Raw genomic sequence first — 17,401 nt, forward strand, 5'->3', positions numbered from 1 at the left:
CGTGGCGATTTTGTTTTAATGGTATCCCAGCCACTATGACCTTGCATAAAAGCCCTGAAAACAGGCCAAATTGTTGCCTGGAAAGGCGTCCGTCGCAGGAGAAGAAAAGCCGGTAGTATGTCAATAAAACATAGATTGGCCTTACCAACTACGAGAGAAACCCTCGAAAAAATAAAAGCCAGACAACACGAAGTCACCTGGCTTTCGTTTCGCTCTGTGTGCGGACCTAGAGCTGCGTTTTAAGTGCATTTAGAACCACTTCGAGCGAAATGTAACAGTATAACAGGGCAGCTAACGAATTGTTTGAAAATTTCATCAATTTCCTTCTACTGACTTATGACTTATCAAGAAGCTTGATTTAACGTAGTGCAGTTTGTACAACAGCAAATTTAACGTTTATTAATTGATCACTTGTCCGCTAACACCCTAGTTTTGAGCTCCTTCAATTCGTAATCGGATGGTAGCCAAAGCGGTAAAAACTAAGTGGCTCTGGTCAGGGTTTTTGATAATCTTATTGTGCTATACTGGTGTATATCTACTGCTCTACACGGAGAAAGATCAGCAAACGGCTCGTTATAGGTCAACACCACTACCGAGTGATTTTAAGTACAACTTTCCACAAAATACCGAAGAACTAAATTTTCAAACTCCCCGTGGCGGATTGTTGAATGCTTTACTTTTCAAAGCCCCGAAAGCAATGGGAGTGGTTTGTTTCTGGAAAGGTAATGGGGGCACATTAGCTAATTGGGGAGCAATGGCTCCAACCTTTCTGCAATTCGGTTATGATGTATTGATAACTGATTATCGTCAACACGGAAAAAGTAAAGGCAGTATTAGCTTAAACAATTTCTTTAGTGATGCCCAAACGGTTTATGACTCGTTGAAGCACCGGTATCGAGAAGCTGACATTATCGTTTGCGGTTATTCACTAGGGGGCAGGGTGGCGGCTCATTTAGCCTCTGATAACCGACCAAAATTCACTCTACTGATTGATCCAGCCTCAGCCGGTGGTGATTTTAGCGACCGATTTACGGATATACTCTATTATCCCTTTCCCTCCGTGAACGGCTTTGTCTTTCCCACCGAAGAGGATGTACGAACGGCTTCAAGTCCTGTTGTGGTCGTGAGCACAGATAATCCAAATAGTACAGCTTATAAACTGAAATCATACCTAGACTCTAACGATCATTTTTTGGCTTTGGCAGGATCAACCCACGAAACGATTTTAACTCACCCTCAAACAGCACAACTAATAAAAAAACTACTCTCGAATTCTTAGTCTGCAATCCATAGTGTTGAACACCCGATTATCCACTTTTACAACAGCCACTGTTTTTATGTTAAGATATGGGCAAATGTTTACAAGTATCCCTTCGATTTCGACTAAGCCAATAAACAGGAATTGTGGTAGCGTTATTGTTTGTTTTACGTATTCTCGCTCTTGCCGGTATATACTATGCGCTGATGAAAGGGCGTAGGGACTGGTCCCGGTTACTTTTTATCGTCTCGTTATTGCTGGCCTCGGCTGGTTACAGCGTGGATGGGAATTGGTTATGGGCAGTTCTCCAGTTGGCCGTACTGCTCCTATTTTTTGTTGTTTGGGAGGTGCGGAAAAAATCAAACTGAGACACGTTTTTTTGAATTCTAGCACCTGGTAAATGAGGATTTTGTTTCCGTGCAACGAATTAGACGAACGGTTGCTACCGGTTCTGCTCCAGATTTACTCGCCGTTCTTTTTTCTAGAAAATTATACTCAGCTATTCCGTAACGAGTGTTTCTGATGGAGCAAGTCGGAGGCAGAAACTGCGAATAACAGCCTCCGTAAGCGCTGTTGATTCAGCCCCGCTCTGTTTATCCTCCGTCAGGATCGAGTGTGTAATCCCGGCAATCAGTAATCGAATCAGGCCCGCTTCAATACGCGTTGCCGCTCCTACCTGCTGAAGAAACTGATTCTGAAGTGTTGCCAGACGCTGGCCCAACTCTGTCAGTTTATTGTCCATTTGCCAACGTATCAATACCTGAAAGGCTACGTTGGTATGTAACGCCTGATAATACTGAACGGCGAATGTTTCTATAGAAGCCGATGAGCCGGATACCTTCAATTCGGTGGCCTGCGTGTGAATGATGGGTACTAACCAGGATCAAACTTAAACGACTTTACCCGTTAACTATTGATGGCTAAAACAATTGCTCAAATCAGTTTTATTTATTTCAGTAACAGTTCAATCTCCTCTCTCGCTTTGTCACTCGGGCGACTAGCATGGGTTTGAACAATCTTACCCGCTTGGTCAATCAGTACGTAACGCGGATAAGCATCCACGTTGTATTTACTAATCAAGGTGTTTTCCCAATTCTTGTCCGCATAGAGATTAACGGTTGAGATGCCAAACTGCGCACTACTGCTGAGCCATTTCTCTCTCGGACTCGTTAGGCAAATGCTTACTATCTTGACTGGTTTGTCTTTGAAGTAGGTCACTAACTCATTTTCATGAGGTATTTCTTTATGACAAGGCACGCAGCCCACAAACCAAAAACTTAAGTACACTACCTGACCCCGCAAATTTTTCAGTCCGATTAATGAGTCAGCTTGATCGGGCAAAACAAAATTAGGAGCCATTTGGCCAACCTTAAGGCCATTTTTCGCTTGGTAATACGCTTTTAGCTGATCGAGCCATTCTTTGTTGGTGAGACGAGGATAATACTGAGCCAAGAGGTGTTCACCTTTAGCGGGAATACGCGCTAAAATTTTGCCAACGTACTGACTGACAAATATATCTCGAATGGGTGCTTTTAAGCGGGTAAAGGCTAAAGAGACAATCATATCCGGTGTGTCTGGTTTATGCTCTCTTTTTAACTCATATAAAAAATAGCTAGTCAGAAATAAGTGATAGTCCAGTAAATAAATTGCATTGGGATTGTTAACTAGTTCCAGATTGAGAAAGCGATAGAAAGTAGACGGGACAGTCTCTTGGCGACCTTCGTTGGTAAAGTTTCGATAATCTATGCCATTTAGCCTTAGATAAGCGTCGTTGTAGCGAATCTGCAATTTCTCCTGCTGGATAAACCACTCGGGTAAGTGTGTGTGCGCCGAGTAAGTAGTGAGGAATTGCAGCTCAACCCGCAGCAGCGAGTCCATTTTTTGTTGATAAGCCCCCAGAGAAGGGGCTTGCTGAGCCAATTGCGCTCTGGTTAGAGAAGGAATACTATTGAGCCGACGTGCCTGTTCAGCGTAATACGTATTAATGGTAGCATACTGACCCCTATAGTGATATGACTGCCAAGGATTAGGTTGGCTCAGATCCAACGCTAGAGTAAGCGTATCGCCCGGAACCAAATAAATGGTTGATCCGATTAAGTCGATAGCTAAAAAGCCTTGTTGCGCCGAAAGTACCGGATAACTAATCCATTTCTGGCCTTCTCCGATAGGGATTGAATCTTGGATCTGAACTTCTTCGTTAGGTGGAAATAGGTTAATTGTATATCCCTCTATGAAGCGAACTTTATGGTTGTTCCGATAAACAATTTTAAGGACTGTTTTTGCGTTTTTGTGAATAGAATTGGCTGGCGATGGTTGTGATTGAGCGACGCCAGCCAAAGGTAAATATAACAGCCAAGCAATTCGAAACAGGTTCATAGTTTAAGACGTGGAAATAAGATCAAAAGATTGGTAGAAACTATCTTTAGCTAAGCTTTACTGAGCGCCAGCAAGAACGTATGTTTACTGAAGGGCTACAATGCAGTCCTAAGGTTAGTATAAATTTATTGCCCCACAGCAAGTTAGCACTATTCCTAGACCTTTTGCATAAATACGATCATGTAAAGGGATTGACATTATACATGCTCTTTCCAAGAATAAGGCATGGTTAGTTTTGAGAAAAGAGCAATTGATTATACCGAATTTCCAGCGCAGTTCCCCGTTTCCAACGAATCCAATATTTCGTCAGGCCTGTGGCAAGCTCAAGCTCCTGCTGGTACTCCGCTATGGTCTGCCGTTTGAGCCGGTAATACAGCTCTTCTCAACGAATAAACAAAGCCTGCTCTCATCGTTTTTGTGTTGGACACTCAACCGGTATATGACTCTACAGTAAACAAAATCAGATTTTGTTAGACAGTCAATTGAAGCGCTATATTAGATTTAGCCGCGCCTAACTTATTCTCAAAAAATTAACTAAAACCAGCTACTCCGTAACGAGTGTTTCTGATGGAGCAAGTCGGACGCAGAAACTGCGAATAACAGCCTCCGTAAGCGCTGTTGATTCAGCCCCGCTCTGTTTATCCTCCGTCAGGATCGAGTGTGTAATCCCGGCAATCAGTAATCGAATCAGGCCCGCTTCAATACGCGTTGCCGCTCCTACCTGCTGAAGAAACTGATTCTGAAGTGTTCCCAGACGCTGGCCCAACTCTGTCAGTTTGTTGTCCATTTGCCAACGTATCAATACCTGAAAGGCTACGTTGGTATGTAACGCCTGATAATACTGAACGGCGAATGTTTCTATAGAAGCCGATGAGCCGGATACCTTCAATTCGGTGGCCTGCGTGTGAATGGTCGCCAGAATATGGTCAAAAAGTCCTTCAACCAGCCCGTTCCACCCGCTGAAGTAGCGGTAAAGCAGCACCTTATTGACACCTGCCTGTTTGGCAATGGCATTGACCCCTGCCTTACTTACCCCTCCCCGAGCAATAGCCTCTCCTGCAGCCTGCAGGATCTTACCCATGGTTTTCTCTTTATTCCTGCGCTTAACAACTTTCTTTAGCACCATTTCATCTTCGAATACAAACAGCTGCAATATAACAGCATCTGCCCAAACCGGCTACCTGACCGTAGCAATCTGCGCAGATAGCTTCTGGTGCATTTTCCGGCCTTCGCTGACTATAATGTCGACAATCTCCTCAATATCTTTTTTTGAAGTCCTGAAATTCACAATGCACCCCCGTAAACAGTACGTTGTATTGATCACCGCATTTGATAAAAACACCCGCCCGCCCCGTTGTAATTCGTTAAGCAGCCCTTCGTTCAATGTATTCAAATAGGACTCGCTATTTTCCAGATTATCTCCCAAATCAGCGGGAACATACCTCAGGGTGGTGATGCTTAAATTGTGGCTTATGGCGTCAAGTTCTGCGTGGTTTTGGGCCAGATCAAATAATAATTGAGCCAGGGCTATATCGTCACCAATCAGTTTAACGTACCCGTTACGGCCTACCTGTTGCAGCGTAAGCCAGACTTTCAGGGCTCGAAAACCCCGTGAATTCTGAAATCCGTATTCATAATAATTTTGCGGTGGCACATCGTCCGTATGGCTGAAGTTGTAGTAAACGGGATGGGAACTGTACGTATCGATCAAATGATTGGGGTTTTTCACAAGCGTACATCCCGCTTCAAGCGGACTGTATAGCCATTTGTGCGGGTCAAGAGCAATGGAATCGGCCTCGGCGACCCCTTCGAATAAGTGGTTTAATTCTGGAATCACAGCCGCCGGTATTCCATAGGCGCCATCGATATGAAACCATAAGTTGTACGCCTTACAAAGCGAAGCAATTCCCTTAAGGTCATCAACAGCCCCGGTACTAACGTCACCCGCAGTGCCAATCACCATTAGTGGAGTACATCCCTTAGCAAAGTCGGCTTTTATCGTCTGCTCCAGAATCTTATTGTCCATTCTATTGCGGCTATCTGTCGGAATCCAGTGAATTGCTTTCGACCCAAGGCCAAATAAAATGACCGCCTTTTCAATCCAGGTATGCGTCGTTTTCGCACAGTAAACCACCAGCCGTTGCGACGCATTATCGATGCCTTCTTCTTTTACGCTTTTTGGCGCTTTGGCCGTCCGTGCCGCCAGAAAAGCGGTGAAATTGGCCATATTCCCCCCGCTCACCAACAGGCCGCCATAGTCAGGCGAAACTCCAATAAATTCGGCCAGCCATTGTACGGTTTGTTTTTCAATTTCGGTGGCAATGGGGCTCAAAATATTAGCCCCTACGTTCGGATTAACGGCAGCCGCTAATAGATCAGCCAGCGCACCCATAGGTGCCGGAGCGGCCGTTATATACCCCAGAAATCTAGGGTGACCATTGAACAGCGAGTGATTAAACAACAACTCGGTGGCCCTTGACAGAATATCGTCAGCCGAGCGGCCCTCTTCCGGAAGTGGCTGCATGCCGAGAATCGACTGCAACTGCCTGGGCGACTCGCCCGTTGTAACCGGCTTACTGTCAATGCTGGCCATAAACTCAGCAATGGCATCAATGAGTTGATAACCCATTTTTTGAATTCCTCTTCAGGAATCTGAATGGGCGTTTCCCGATGGTTTGTCATCGTATTACGTATCATAAGTTGCTGTCAACTGGTAGATATCGCAAAAAAACGTACTGGTCCGTCTGGCTAACGTTTTAGACTGTTTTAAACACCTATCGGCTTAGCTGATCGAAGCTCAGGCCACTACTGCCCTCCCCTCGCCCAATGGTGGCTTTCCGTCCGATCCAGAGCACCACTCCGCCATCAGGTGTACGGGTTCACTGATACGTTCGGGTGATGAGCTTGCCGGAGCGCGGAACCTCTTGTTCGTCAATAAAATTATTGCCGTTACGTTGATTACCGATTTGTGCAACAACCGCGTCGTAAAAACGTATACACAGCCGCACCTGATGCCTAACCCCTGGCGTAATGGTTAGTCTGGTGGGCATAATCCAGACTTCTTCGATGCGGGTATAGTTATGAATCCCTTCCGAATCTAAATAAAAATTGGGGATGCGGTTTTGTACGTTGGCGAACTCGCTGCCAATGCTGAGCAGGGATGCAAATGGATTAGCCGCATTAACGATCTGAAGTACTTGCCCGCGCAACGGGTGAATGTCGTAGGGGGGATCAAAATAGATAGTTGGAGCCGGCATGATCAAACCCGTTTAGAACACAACGGAAGTTAGTCAGCCGGCTAATAGCTCAGTGAATATTTTGAGCGAACGTACCTGGTAATTAATTGCTTACTGACTTTAGTACCGAATGGCCCAGTACGGATTTCGGTGAGCCGTAATACTCTCGGCAATATGCTGACGTATTAAGGCATCATAGCCCACATCGTTGATTTTCTTGCCTTTGGTTTTGGAAAGCTTAAGCTCATCAGGCGCTGGCTTTTTGAACGTAACACTCGTCGCTTCAATAATAACATCGCCTTCGTTGAGATTCAGCTCCAGAATTAGGCCGGGTAAACCATTGTAGCGTTCAGGACCGGCTGGAACCGGAATATCCTGAGCAAACCAGGCCGTAATTTTCTGCTTCTTGATTGGGTCTTCCGTTTCGGCCTTCATGCATATGTAACCGGCAACGTCTTTAATCTGGTTACCGATTTTCCAGACCGGCGTATGCAGCGAATCGTCAATAACATACGTTTTGCCCAGCATTTCCATAACATCGGTCTTTTTATCCTGCGCAAAATTCCGGTACAGTTTCAACTCCGACCGGCGCCAGGAATACCCACCATCTTCCGGCTCCTCGCTGCTACGCGTGTATAAACTTTCATTTTCGGTAAAGACCAGTTTCATTTTCTCGCCTTTATCCTCTTCCTCAACGTTTTTCCAGGTTTGTGCCGCCCTGTCTTTTTCTTCCTGCCCCAGATACGTCAGTCGGGCAATGATTTTAAGCCAATGTTCCTTTCGGACATACGTAACAACCCCCTCGGTTTTTTGGGCCGATACGAGCGAACTGACTAGCAGAAACAGAATTATCAATATTTTTTTCATAATAGGAAAAGGATTTTAGTCGAACCACATACCATTGGCCGAATGACAGGTTTTAAAAACCATCCCGGCGCATTTTGGCCTGAACTCCACGCATATTATAGGTGAAACTAAGCATAAAGTACCGGGCCAGCGTTAGCACTCGCTCATCCTGTACGTAATTTTGCCCGGCATATTGCGACACGTTTATATTCCGGTTCAGCATATCGACCGCCGAGAGCCGAACTTCTGCTTTTTTGGCTTTACCCAGAATATGATAGACCGATGCGTTCCAGAGCGGAATGCGCTGGTCGAAGCCGAACCGCTCGTTTTTGTAGACACGGTAGTTCAGGCTGGTGTTGATGTAAATACTGGCAGGTAGTTTCAGTGTCAGGTCGCCATTGAAATTATTGTTGATAATCGTCTGATTCTGCCCTGAATTAATGGAATAACTCGTGTTGGTACGGCCAATGTTGCCATACCCGTAGAACGTCAGCCATTCGGTTGGTGTCAGGTCCAGGCGCACACCGATGTTGTAGTTCTGGTTGTTCGTCTGGTTTAAGACCTGGTTTATATTGGTGAGATTATTGCCAAAGTTCAGCTGTGAATTGATGCCCATGGTGGCTTTCGTTTTCTTCAACGGGAAGCCAAAGCTAATGTACGAACCCAGGTTCTTGCCGCCCGTCAGGTTTTCGGGTACGGTACGTGTAACAAGTGTCTGCTGATCAACAAACTGGCTGTACACAATCTGGTTGACGTAGTACGTTCCGTAGATATTTACAAAAAAGTTGGTAAAGCTGCCGGGGTTAAAATAACTGAAGTTGGTATTCAGATTATGCTCCAGTTGCGGCAGCAAATTCGGATTTCCCTGCGTAATGAACAGCGGATTGCTGTTGTTGACGATGGGCTGTAAATCCCGCGACGACGGTATCCGAACCCCCACATCATAACCAGCCCCTACGTACTTATTATTTTTCAGATCGTAGTTCAGCGAAACATTCGGCACTACGTTTGTGAATGTGCGGCTGATCTGGTTGAAATTGGCGGATGTCTGATCGGGCGCGTATTTGCCATTGAGCGAAAACTGTTGCCCCGCCAGCCCCGCCGAAATATTCAGCCCTTTGTACGAATACCGAAGGCTGCTGCCCAGGCGATTGAATACATAGTTGTTTTTATAATACCGGCTCAGCGAGTCATTTCTGGTAAGAATCTGTCCGTTATCGCCTTTGTTGAACACATCCCGGTCAACTTCATCATAGCGTAGACTGAAATTGTAAAAACTCTCCCAGAAATACTTTTTGGCAAAAGGTTCAACGTACAGCAGGCTGGCTTTGTACTCGTTTCGCAGACTGTTGGTGGCCTGTCCCTGCCGAATAACACGCAACTGATCGTTGACGCTGGTAGCCTGTAAAAATTCATTTCTGGCGTACAAATCCAGATCTCCATCGTTTGTATTGATCTGATACGTAGCGCTGGCCGCAAACGAACGCCCCTTCTTTTTAAATTTCAACCGATAAATCAGTGAATTAGCGGAGCCGAGCTGGCGGGCACTGGTGAGGTTATTCGTCGTGTTCCGGGTAGAAAGCACATCCGTTTGCGCAGCGCTTGTCTGATACAAGTTCTGAAGGGTAAGCAGGTTCGAATTGCCGTTATTCAACCGACTGTTGTTGATAAAAACCAGCGTATTAAGCGAATCAAGCTGTTTTTCAAATCGTAAACTGACGCGGTGATTACCATTGAAATTTACCTGGCTGCTGTTCTCCTCGGTTCGGAATGATCCGGTTTCCAGGAAGTTTTTACGATTTCGTAAGGCATTCAGCTCCAGCCGCGTCTGGTTGTAGTAATAGCTCGTACTGAGTTTGGTTTTTTTCGTATCGTAATTGTAGTTTGCGCCACCGGCAACGTTATTGGAAAACCCTCTGCCCTGCCCTCCATTCACCGGAATACCCAGCGATTCGTCATCATCTCCGAAGTAAATAAACCGGTTGCCACTGCTGAAGCCGAAGTCGGCATTATCGTTCCAGTTAAACGAATTACTTCCTCTGAAATCCTGATAATCATTCCACGAGATTCCCTGTTGGTTGGTATTGTTGCCCAGGCCGATGACCGAAATTTGTCGTTTGGAATCGAACTTGTTGTAATTGCCCTTGATTTCGGTACGTGCCGATAAGTCGTTGGAAGCAGGGCCCGCTCCGGCTGTTATTTTACCAAAACCACCTTTTTTAAATTCTTCCTTAAGCTCGAGGTTCACGGTTTTTTCTTTCTTGCCGTCCTCAACGCCTGTAAGTTTGGCCTGCTCGGTTTTGTCGTTATACACCTGCACCTTCGAAATAGCTTCTGCCTGAAGGTTTTTTGTAGCCAGTTTGGGATCATTTCCGAAAAAGCTTTTTCCATCCACCATCACTTTTTTCACCTCCTGCCCCTGCGCCCGGATGTTGCCGTCCTGATCAATCTGAACCCCCGGTAGTTTTCGCAGCAAATCTTCTACGGTAGATCCAGGTGGCACCTTAAATGAACTGGCGTTGTACTCAATCGTATCGCCCTTGATGGTCAATGGAGCCTTTGCTGTTCTTACTACTACTTCCATCAGTTCCCGGGCTATCGGTTTCATTTTCAGGTCGCCCAGGTTCATTACCGCATCGCCTGTCGGTTTAACAACCTGATTGTGAGGCACAAAACCAACGAATGATATCTTCAGGATGTACGTACCTGATTTGATGTTTTTGAAGGCAAAAGCGCCCGTTTCGCCCGTTCGGGTAAAGTTCACCAACGACGAATCTTTCGGGTTCAGCAACATCACAGTCGAGGAAGCCAGCGGAGCGGCAGCCGTATCAACGGCGCGGCCTTGTAATGTAAACCGAGTGGGTGGAGCCGTTTGCGCGTAGAGCGCAGAAGTCAGTAGGCACAATACGGCCAACAGGAAAAGGTTTTTCATGGAGTATGAGGGACAAAGGGAATAGGATACGGCGACAAAGCTAGTCGGATGAACGTAGCGTAGCTAACTCGTTAACGATTTTTAACTAAATTTATAGTAGCTAATTTCGTAAACGGTCAACTCGCTTATAATGAGTCATTCGTGCCGATAAACGTTGCAAGTGTTATTGACTAAGAGAAAAAACGGGACAAAATTCCACAAGCAAGCAGAAACTTTTTTTAATCAGCAGTTAATACCGCCCTGTTTCGCTCACTAACGTTCAAGCCGGAGGTGGCGTGTGGCTATTGATCACTTAATCGCCCTGCTCCAGTACGTCCCGAATCGCGCGGGCTTTTAGCAGGCATTCTTCCCATTCCTGTTGAGGATCGGAATCGTAGGTAATGGCGCTGCCCACCGAAAATGAGGCATAACCGCTGTGGGCATTATAGAGCAACGTTCGGATCACAACACTGAAATCAAAATCACCTTCCGGCGTGATAAAGCCAATAGCACCTGAATAGAGCCCTCTCCGACTCGCTTCCAGTTCGTCAATCAGTTCCATGGCCATGATTTTAGGAGCGCCGGTCATACTGCCCATTGGAAAAGCATGCTGGATAGCGTCGGCCCAGGAAACGGTATCACCCAGAGTAGCCGAAACTGTCGAGATCATCTGATAAACTTGCCGAAAACCGTAAATTCCGAAGAGTTCGTCGACGACTACAGAACCGGTTCGGGCGCTACGTGCCAGATCATTACGTACCAGATCAACAATCATCAGGTTTTCAGCCCGCTCTTTTTCGGAATTTAGTAACTGGGCACGTAGCAACGCATCCTCTTCCGGCGTTTGCCCTCGTCGGATAGTCCCTTTAATGGGTTGGGATAAAATTTTTCGACCTGTTTTCTTCAAAAACCGTTCTGGCGATGCACCCATCACGTAGTGGTCGCCCAGTTTCAGAAAACTGGAGAACGGCATCGGCGACCGTTTATTCAGGGCATGGTACGTTGCCAGCGGATCGAGCTGGACATTCTCCGCAAAAAATTCAATGCAGTAATTCAGTTCGTATACATCTCCTGCCAGAATATGCTGCCGAATCTGGCGAACATTCGTCTGATAATCGTCGGACGTAACGCGGCAGCTGACATTGGCTCGCGTTGCCTCGGGTAATGGCTTGAGAAGCGGAGAGTGGTATTGGTCTAGTTCTTTCAGCAATTCCTGCGGATCACCCTCGCCCGAGATGAGTACGTTACCATCTGGCAGGTTTGTCATCTCAAAATCGATAATCCACCGCGGCTCAACAAAATAAACGTCCGGAAAACCGAGCCTGTCTGGGTTTCGGCTGCTTAGGGCTTCAACCTGATTTTTCAGATCATAGCCCCAATAACCTACCAGAAACGACGGTTTTTCCTGATGCACTCTGTATACTTCCTCAAAAGCGTCTGCGCCTGAAAACGAAATGACCCGTTTCGCACCGACAAACAGTCGATCAGGAAACGGGTCATTTGGGTAAGCAATGCCGTTGTTATTCAGAAAAGCGACAAAATCCTCTGTATGTGTTTGTTGACGGACGGCCCAGTCCAGCGCACGCCATCGAAACGCTTGTATATCCTCACTGGCTATACGAAGGACATTCATACTTATCGACGTACCAGACGCACATCAATGGCAATGTCTTTACCTTCGGCATTCTGCCCAATGGTAAACTCCACCTCGTCGTCGATCTGCAATTCATTGAAGTCCGTATCCAGCAGACTTGTGTAATGAAAAAACAGATTATTGGGTGGGTAGTTGATAAAGCCATAACCGGTTTTCAGGCTACGAATGGTGCTGATCTTGCGTCCTTCCGGGTCATCATCTTCGCCCACTCCTACGATGTTGTAGTTGGGTTCATCGATAAGCGGATAATCGTCGTACGGATGGCCATTCGCAAAAGGAGCGTAATTTGCGCCAGAAGCTGCGGCAAAAGCCGGACGCGCCTGCTGTTTCACAAACAGATTCTGAATGGCCGTATCGTTCCGGCGGCTGCGGTCATCGATGATGCCGTGCATGGCAACCGGATACGATACTTCTTCCAAAAGGTCCTGAGAAGTGCGGGTAATCTGTTTTTCGCCCTGCTCATTGAGAAATTCAAAATCCCAGCTCAGCACCATAATCCGCGAACCAAGTGTATTGAGCTTACGGATAAGCGGTACGTAATCGCCATCAGACGTAATGAGCACCACTACGTCGAATTTCTTATACTGAGCCAGTTCAAAAGCCTCAAGCGCCAGCCATACGTCGATGCCTTTTTCCTGACGATATCCCTGATACGTTTTTACCGGTAAATAGTGAGTTACAACCCCTTCCGACATCAGAATATCGTCGAACAGGCGATCATAAAACAACTGATTACCGCGCTGATTGGCCTCATGGGCATTCAGACGCCCCCGAAAATAGTGGGCATCAACAATCTGGCATAAACGCTCATTAACGCCTTCTTCTTCGGCTACCTGCCTTCTGATAAAAGCGTGTAAACCCGAAATACTGATCCGGCTGCGCCGTTCGTGTGAGTAATTGTAATAATTGCTTACGTGTAAGAAATAATTGCCGTCATAAAAAACCCCAATGCGGGTCAGTCTGGATGCTGTCGCTGGCATGTTAACCTCTAATGTTTATAAAGTATAAGTAATAAATAATGTACGCTGATGTATGTTTTAAAGGTTGATAGTGTATGAATTGGGTGTTTTTTGAATAGTATTAGGTTAGAGATTTACGGATACCAATAAAAACGCAAAGTACTCGGTAACTACTAATTTTATGATAAAAAAGAGGTGATAGGTAGGCTTATGGGTATTTGGCAGGGACTGCTACGGTAGGAAATACGCTATAATATTCTCTGCTCAATAAACTAATAAAAAATATACGGATAATTACAAAAAACCATTGTAAAGAACTACTCTGCAAACATAACACTTTTTCGCGTGTAATGTTCCAGGACTGTATCTTTGTTGGCTCATTCCTGCACATTATGCAAAAAATTCTCTTTATTGATCGCGATGGCACCCTGATTGTCGAACCCCAACCCGATCAACAGGTCGATTCGCTGGCGAAACTCGATTACATGCCAAGGGTCCTGTCGGCCATGCGGAAGATTGCCGAAGAAACCGATTATGAACTGGTGATGGTTACCAATCAGGATGGCCTTGGCACCAGTTCGTTTCCTGAAGATACGTTCTGGCCAGCTCACAACAAGATGATGGCCACCTTCGCGGGAGAAAATATTCATTTCTTGGCCGTACATATTGACCGCCATTTCCCACGCGACAATTCATTGACCCGCAAGCCCGGCACCGGCATGCTAACGGACTATTTCAACAATACGTATGACCTTGCCAATAGCTACGTGATTGGCGACCGGCTCACCGATGTTCAGCTGGCAATAAACCTTGGCGCTAAAGCCATTTTGTTTCTACCCCCAAACGGCTTGTCTGCGGTGCAGTTTGCCGATGTGGATGGCCTGACGGATGCCATGCAGCAGGCCATTGCCCTAAAAACCGACAGTTGGGACGATATCTATGAATTTCTGCGCCTTCCGGCCCGTACGGCTACCGTTGAACGAAATACGAAAGAAACCCAGATTCGGGTGGATTTAAACCTCGATGGTCGCGGTCAGGCCAGTATTCATACGGGTCTCGGCTTTTTCGATCATATGCTCGACCAGGTAGCCAAACATTCGGGAGCCGATCTGACCATCCAGGTCAATGGTGATCTGCACATCGATGAGCACCATACCATTGAAGACACGGCGCTGGCGCTTGGTGAAGCCTACCGACGGGCGCTAGGAGACAAGCGCGGTATCAGCCGCTACGGTTTTCTTTTACCGATGGATGAAGCCCTGGCGCAGGTTGGTATCGATTTTTCAGGGCGGCCATGGCTGGTGTGGGATGCCGAATTCCGGCGCGAAAAAATCGGCGATATGCCCACGGAAATGTTTTTTCATTTCTTCAAATCGTTTTCTGATACAGCTTTGTGCAACCTGAATATCAAGGTCGAAGGCGATAACGAACACCATAAGATTGAAGCTATTTTCAAAGCATTTGCCAAATCCATTAAGATGGCTGTTCGGCGGGATATAAAAGAATTGGACAACCTCCCCAGCACTAAGGGAGTTCTGTAGGTTGGTGAGTCGGTAATTCATTAGCCGTTAATCATTGACCGGCTCACCAACGGATTGTCTGACCGGCTATTTTGTTATACTTTTGCACCGACATTCAACTGAATACAAACATGGATTTATCAACCCCTTTAACACTGCTGTTCTACGCCGTTCTCCTGATCGCTTCGTTTATGACAGGCCGGTGGTTAGAGCGCAATGATCGGAAGTATTAATTCAGTCGGTGAGCCAGTGAGTCAACTCATTACCCGATTGACTCACTGACTGACGGCTTTTTATTGACGACTATGTTTAGTGCCCTTGCCCGTTGGTTGTTCAAGATTGCTGGCTGGCAGCTTGTTGGCACTGTTACGACCCTTCCTAAATCCATCTGGGTAATTGCTCCGCATACCACCAACTGGGATTTTCTGGTTGGCGTAGGCGCCAGAGCCGCTACCCGTATCTGGGTGCAATACCTCGCCAAGAGTTCGCTATTTGCCTGGTATTCAGGCTGGTTTTTTCGTGCGTTGGGTGGCAAACCTGTATACCGCGACCAATCGCGCAATCTGGTCGATACCATTGTGATGCTGTTCAATCAGCATGATCGGCTGCATATCTGCATCGCTCCGGAAGGAACCCGCCGTAATGTATCGAAACTTAAAACCGGCTTTTACTACATTGCGCTTAAGGCACATGTTCCCTTTATTCCGATTGGAATTGACTGGCCGCGAAAATCCGTCGTTTTGGGCAATCCTATTTATGCTACTGGCAATTATGAACAGGACATGGTGCCTTTCTATGAGTTTTTCGCAGCCTTGAAGGGAGAACGGAAAGACTGGCTCCGGCAGTGGGAAGAAACTGGAATTATCCATTAAGCCTTTTTACTATAGCCTCCCGGCATTTCGCCACGACCCTCCTTTCTCACTACGCTTTTCAGCGCCAAATGCAAACTTTTTCGTACTGTCCACCGACTACTTCTGAACAAAATCCGCAACATAAAAGCGGTTGAGGCCGCACTTTTAAAAAGAGATTTCTATCTTTAAACCCTATGAACGGGCAATTTATCCGACTAACGTTAGCGCTTTTCTTATTCCTGAGTGTGGTTGTATCCTGCAAAAAGACGGAGAATGACATTATCATGGCTCCATCAATAAACTGCACATCCACCTCACTTAGTACTACGTCGTTTACCAACAGCGGTTCACCGCAAAACACTACGCTGTCGGTTGGTCTGAACAATGCTACGGCTGGCTCTGTTACGTTCAACCTTGTCAGTTCGGATTTTACCCCTACGACCTATACAACGACAGTAAAAGATGGGCAAACCTCTGTAGCCATACCGCTCACGTTTGACGGGACGGCAACTATAACTTCTGAAACCATTACCGTATCAGCCCCTTCCTACGCGTTAGGCTCCTGCGCCATCGCAACGACTATAACGGAAGGCTCATCTACCACCACCACAACACCTGATTGCAGTACGGCCACCACTACAACCGAGAAAGTTGTTTGCGCAGCTAACGCGTTTCTGGCAACACTAACCGATGCGCAGAAAACGGCCGTTGTGCTTTCCTACAATCAGACCAATGCCATAAAATGGTCGAATCTGCCCTGTGGATCAGGCTGCCGGTTGGGGCTGCAACTATCTACGCTGACGGATGTACAGCTGACGGCAGCACTAGCCGTTGTGAAAGCTGCAACCGGCACAACCGAAAACGAAGGCTACGATGAAGCCATGCAAATCCGGGCTGCCGACGACGTACTGAAAACCGCAGGGGGCGGCACTGGCTATTCATCGGGGATTTACTTTATCGCGTTTCTGGGTACGCCTTCTACCACAACCACCTGGCAGTTTCAGTTTGGTGGGCATCATCTGGCCATCAATAAAACCTACAATGCAGGTGCCGTTCAGGGCGCAACTCCTCAGTTTGAGGGGGTCGAACCGAAAAGCTGGACAGCTACCAACGGTAGTTCCTATGCTCCGCTCAGCAGCGAGCACGATGCTATGGCAGCCATGCTGGCATCGCTGAGTGCAGATCAGCTCGCCAGTGCAAAACTCAGCAGTACTTTTAGCGACGTCCTGCTTGGGCCAACTAATGATGGCAAATTTCCGGCCACGAAAGTTGGTCTGAAAGTCAGCAGCCTGAGCACCGATCAGCAGGCATTGATACTGGCAGCCATGAAGCCCTGGGTACTGGATACGGATGACGCTACAGCGGCCAGTTTGCTGGCTACGTACCAGAATGAACTGGCGGATACATATATCGCTTATTCGGGCAATGCCTCGCTGAGCAGCAACGCCGATTACGTACGTATCGACGGGCCGAGTGTCTGGATCGAGTTTGTTTGTCAGTCGGGTGTAGTGTACCAGAATCAAATTCACTACCACAGCATCTGGCGTGATCATACCCGTGATTACGGCGGCAACTTTACGTTTTAACTTACCATTCCAAAGCGCTTGATCTGTATATACACTACTGGTTTCGGCCCGGTAGTACGGGCGCTTTCTTTTAGCCGCCTGAACTAAAAATAGCCCGAATATCGGCCCGCGATCTACTGACCAGCTGGTAAGTAGATTGACTGCTTAATGTCGAAAAAGAAGGAAACCAGAAACTAATTGATTTTAATTCGATTAAGGATCGAA

The 17,401-nt window shown here is 46.7% G+C and carries 13 protein-coding genes; 4 read left to right on the top strand and 9 right to left on the bottom strand.

From position 1 onward, the window contains the following. The first annotated feature begins 457 nt into the window (after positions 1-457). Entirely contained in the window at positions 458-1,279 is an 822-nt protein-coding gene (locus tag LN737_RS28475) for an alpha/beta hydrolase (RefSeq protein ID WP_405514273.1), read from the top strand. Positions 1,280-1,757: 478 nt separating this feature from the next. On the opposite strand, the gene LN737_RS28480 is transcribed toward LN737_RS28475, so the two are convergent. The 9 genes from LN737_RS28480 to LN737_RS28520 form a co-directional block, all read right to left on the bottom strand. Next, complete coding sequence (locus tag LN737_RS28480) at positions 1,758-2,102, bottom strand: hypothetical protein (protein ID WP_405514275.1); 345 nt, start codon at positions 2,100-2,102, stop codon at positions 1,758-1,760. Between the two features lie 104 nt (positions 2,103-2,206). After that, entirely contained in the window at positions 2,207-3,634 is a 1,428-nt protein-coding gene (locus LN737_RS28485; protein ID WP_405514277.1) for a TlpA family protein disulfide reductase, read from the bottom strand. 544 nt (positions 3,635-4,178) lie between these two features. Continuing rightward, positions 4,179-4,715: a TetR/AcrR family transcriptional regulator gene (locus LN737_RS28490; protein WP_405514279.1), complete on the bottom strand. Its 537-nt coding sequence runs from the start codon at positions 4,713-4,715 to the stop codon at positions 4,179-4,181. A gap of 96 nt (positions 4,716-4,811) precedes the next feature. Further along, on the bottom strand, positions 4,812-6,263 hold the full coding sequence (locus tag LN737_RS28495; RefSeq protein WP_405514281.1) for a pyridoxal phosphate-dependent decarboxylase family protein: 1,452 nt from the start codon (positions 6,261-6,263) through the stop codon (positions 4,812-4,814). A 250-nt stretch (positions 6,264-6,513) separates the two neighbouring features. Continuing rightward, positions 6,514-6,891: a hypothetical protein gene (locus LN737_RS28500; RefSeq protein WP_405514283.1), complete on the bottom strand. Its 378-nt coding sequence runs from the start codon at positions 6,889-6,891 to the stop codon at positions 6,514-6,516. A 99-nt stretch (positions 6,892-6,990) separates the two neighbouring features. Then, complete coding sequence (locus LN737_RS28505; protein ID WP_405514285.1) at positions 6,991-7,737, bottom strand: GLPGLI family protein; 747 nt, start codon at positions 7,735-7,737, stop codon at positions 6,991-6,993. A 52-nt stretch (positions 7,738-7,789) separates the two neighbouring features. Then, positions 7,790-10,648 carry an outer membrane beta-barrel protein gene (locus LN737_RS28510; protein ID WP_405514287.1) on the bottom strand — a complete coding sequence of 953 codons (2,859 nt, stop codon included), beginning with the start codon at positions 10,646-10,648 and terminating at the stop codon, positions 7,790-7,792. 292 nt (positions 10,649-10,940) lie between these two features. Next, complete coding sequence (pabB, locus tag LN737_RS28515; protein ID WP_405514289.1) at positions 10,941-12,260, bottom strand: aminodeoxychorismate synthase component I; 1,320 nt, start codon at positions 12,258-12,260, stop codon at positions 10,941-10,943. Positions 12,261-12,262: 2 nt separating this feature from the next. Further along, entirely contained in the window at positions 12,263-13,261 is a 999-nt protein-coding gene (locus LN737_RS28520; protein WP_405514291.1) for an NYN domain-containing protein, read from the bottom strand. Between the two features lie 371 nt (positions 13,262-13,632). On the opposite strand from LN737_RS28520, the gene hisB reads away from it, so the two are divergent. The 3 genes from hisB to LN737_RS28535 all read left to right on the top strand — a co-directional run bounded on the left by hisB (position 13,633) and on the right by LN737_RS28535 (position 17,197). Next, positions 13,633-14,781 (top strand): bifunctional histidinol-phosphatase/imidazoleglycerol-phosphate dehydratase HisB, encoded by a 1,149-nt coding sequence (gene hisB / locus LN737_RS28525; protein ID WP_405514292.1) that lies wholly within the window; start codon positions 13,633-13,635, stop codon positions 14,779-14,781. 284 nt (positions 14,782-15,065) lie between these two features. Next, the gene (locus LN737_RS28530) at positions 15,066-15,632 is read left to right on the top strand and encodes a 1-acyl-sn-glycerol-3-phosphate acyltransferase (protein WP_405514294.1); all 567 of its coding nucleotides are present in this window, start codon (positions 15,066-15,068) and stop codon (positions 15,630-15,632) included. A 173-nt stretch (positions 15,633-15,805) separates the two neighbouring features. Further along, positions 15,806-17,197, top strand: a complete 1,392-nt coding sequence (locus tag LN737_RS28535; protein ID WP_405514296.1) for a DUF3500 domain-containing protein — start codon at positions 15,806-15,808, stop codon at positions 17,195-17,197. The last annotated feature ends 204 nt before the right edge of the window (positions 17,198-17,401 follow it).

Origin of the sequence: Spirosoma sp. KNUC1025 (genome assembly GCF_045160025.1) — a bacterium.
Lineage (GTDB): Bacteria > Bacteroidota > Bacteroidia > Cytophagales > Spirosomataceae > Spirosoma.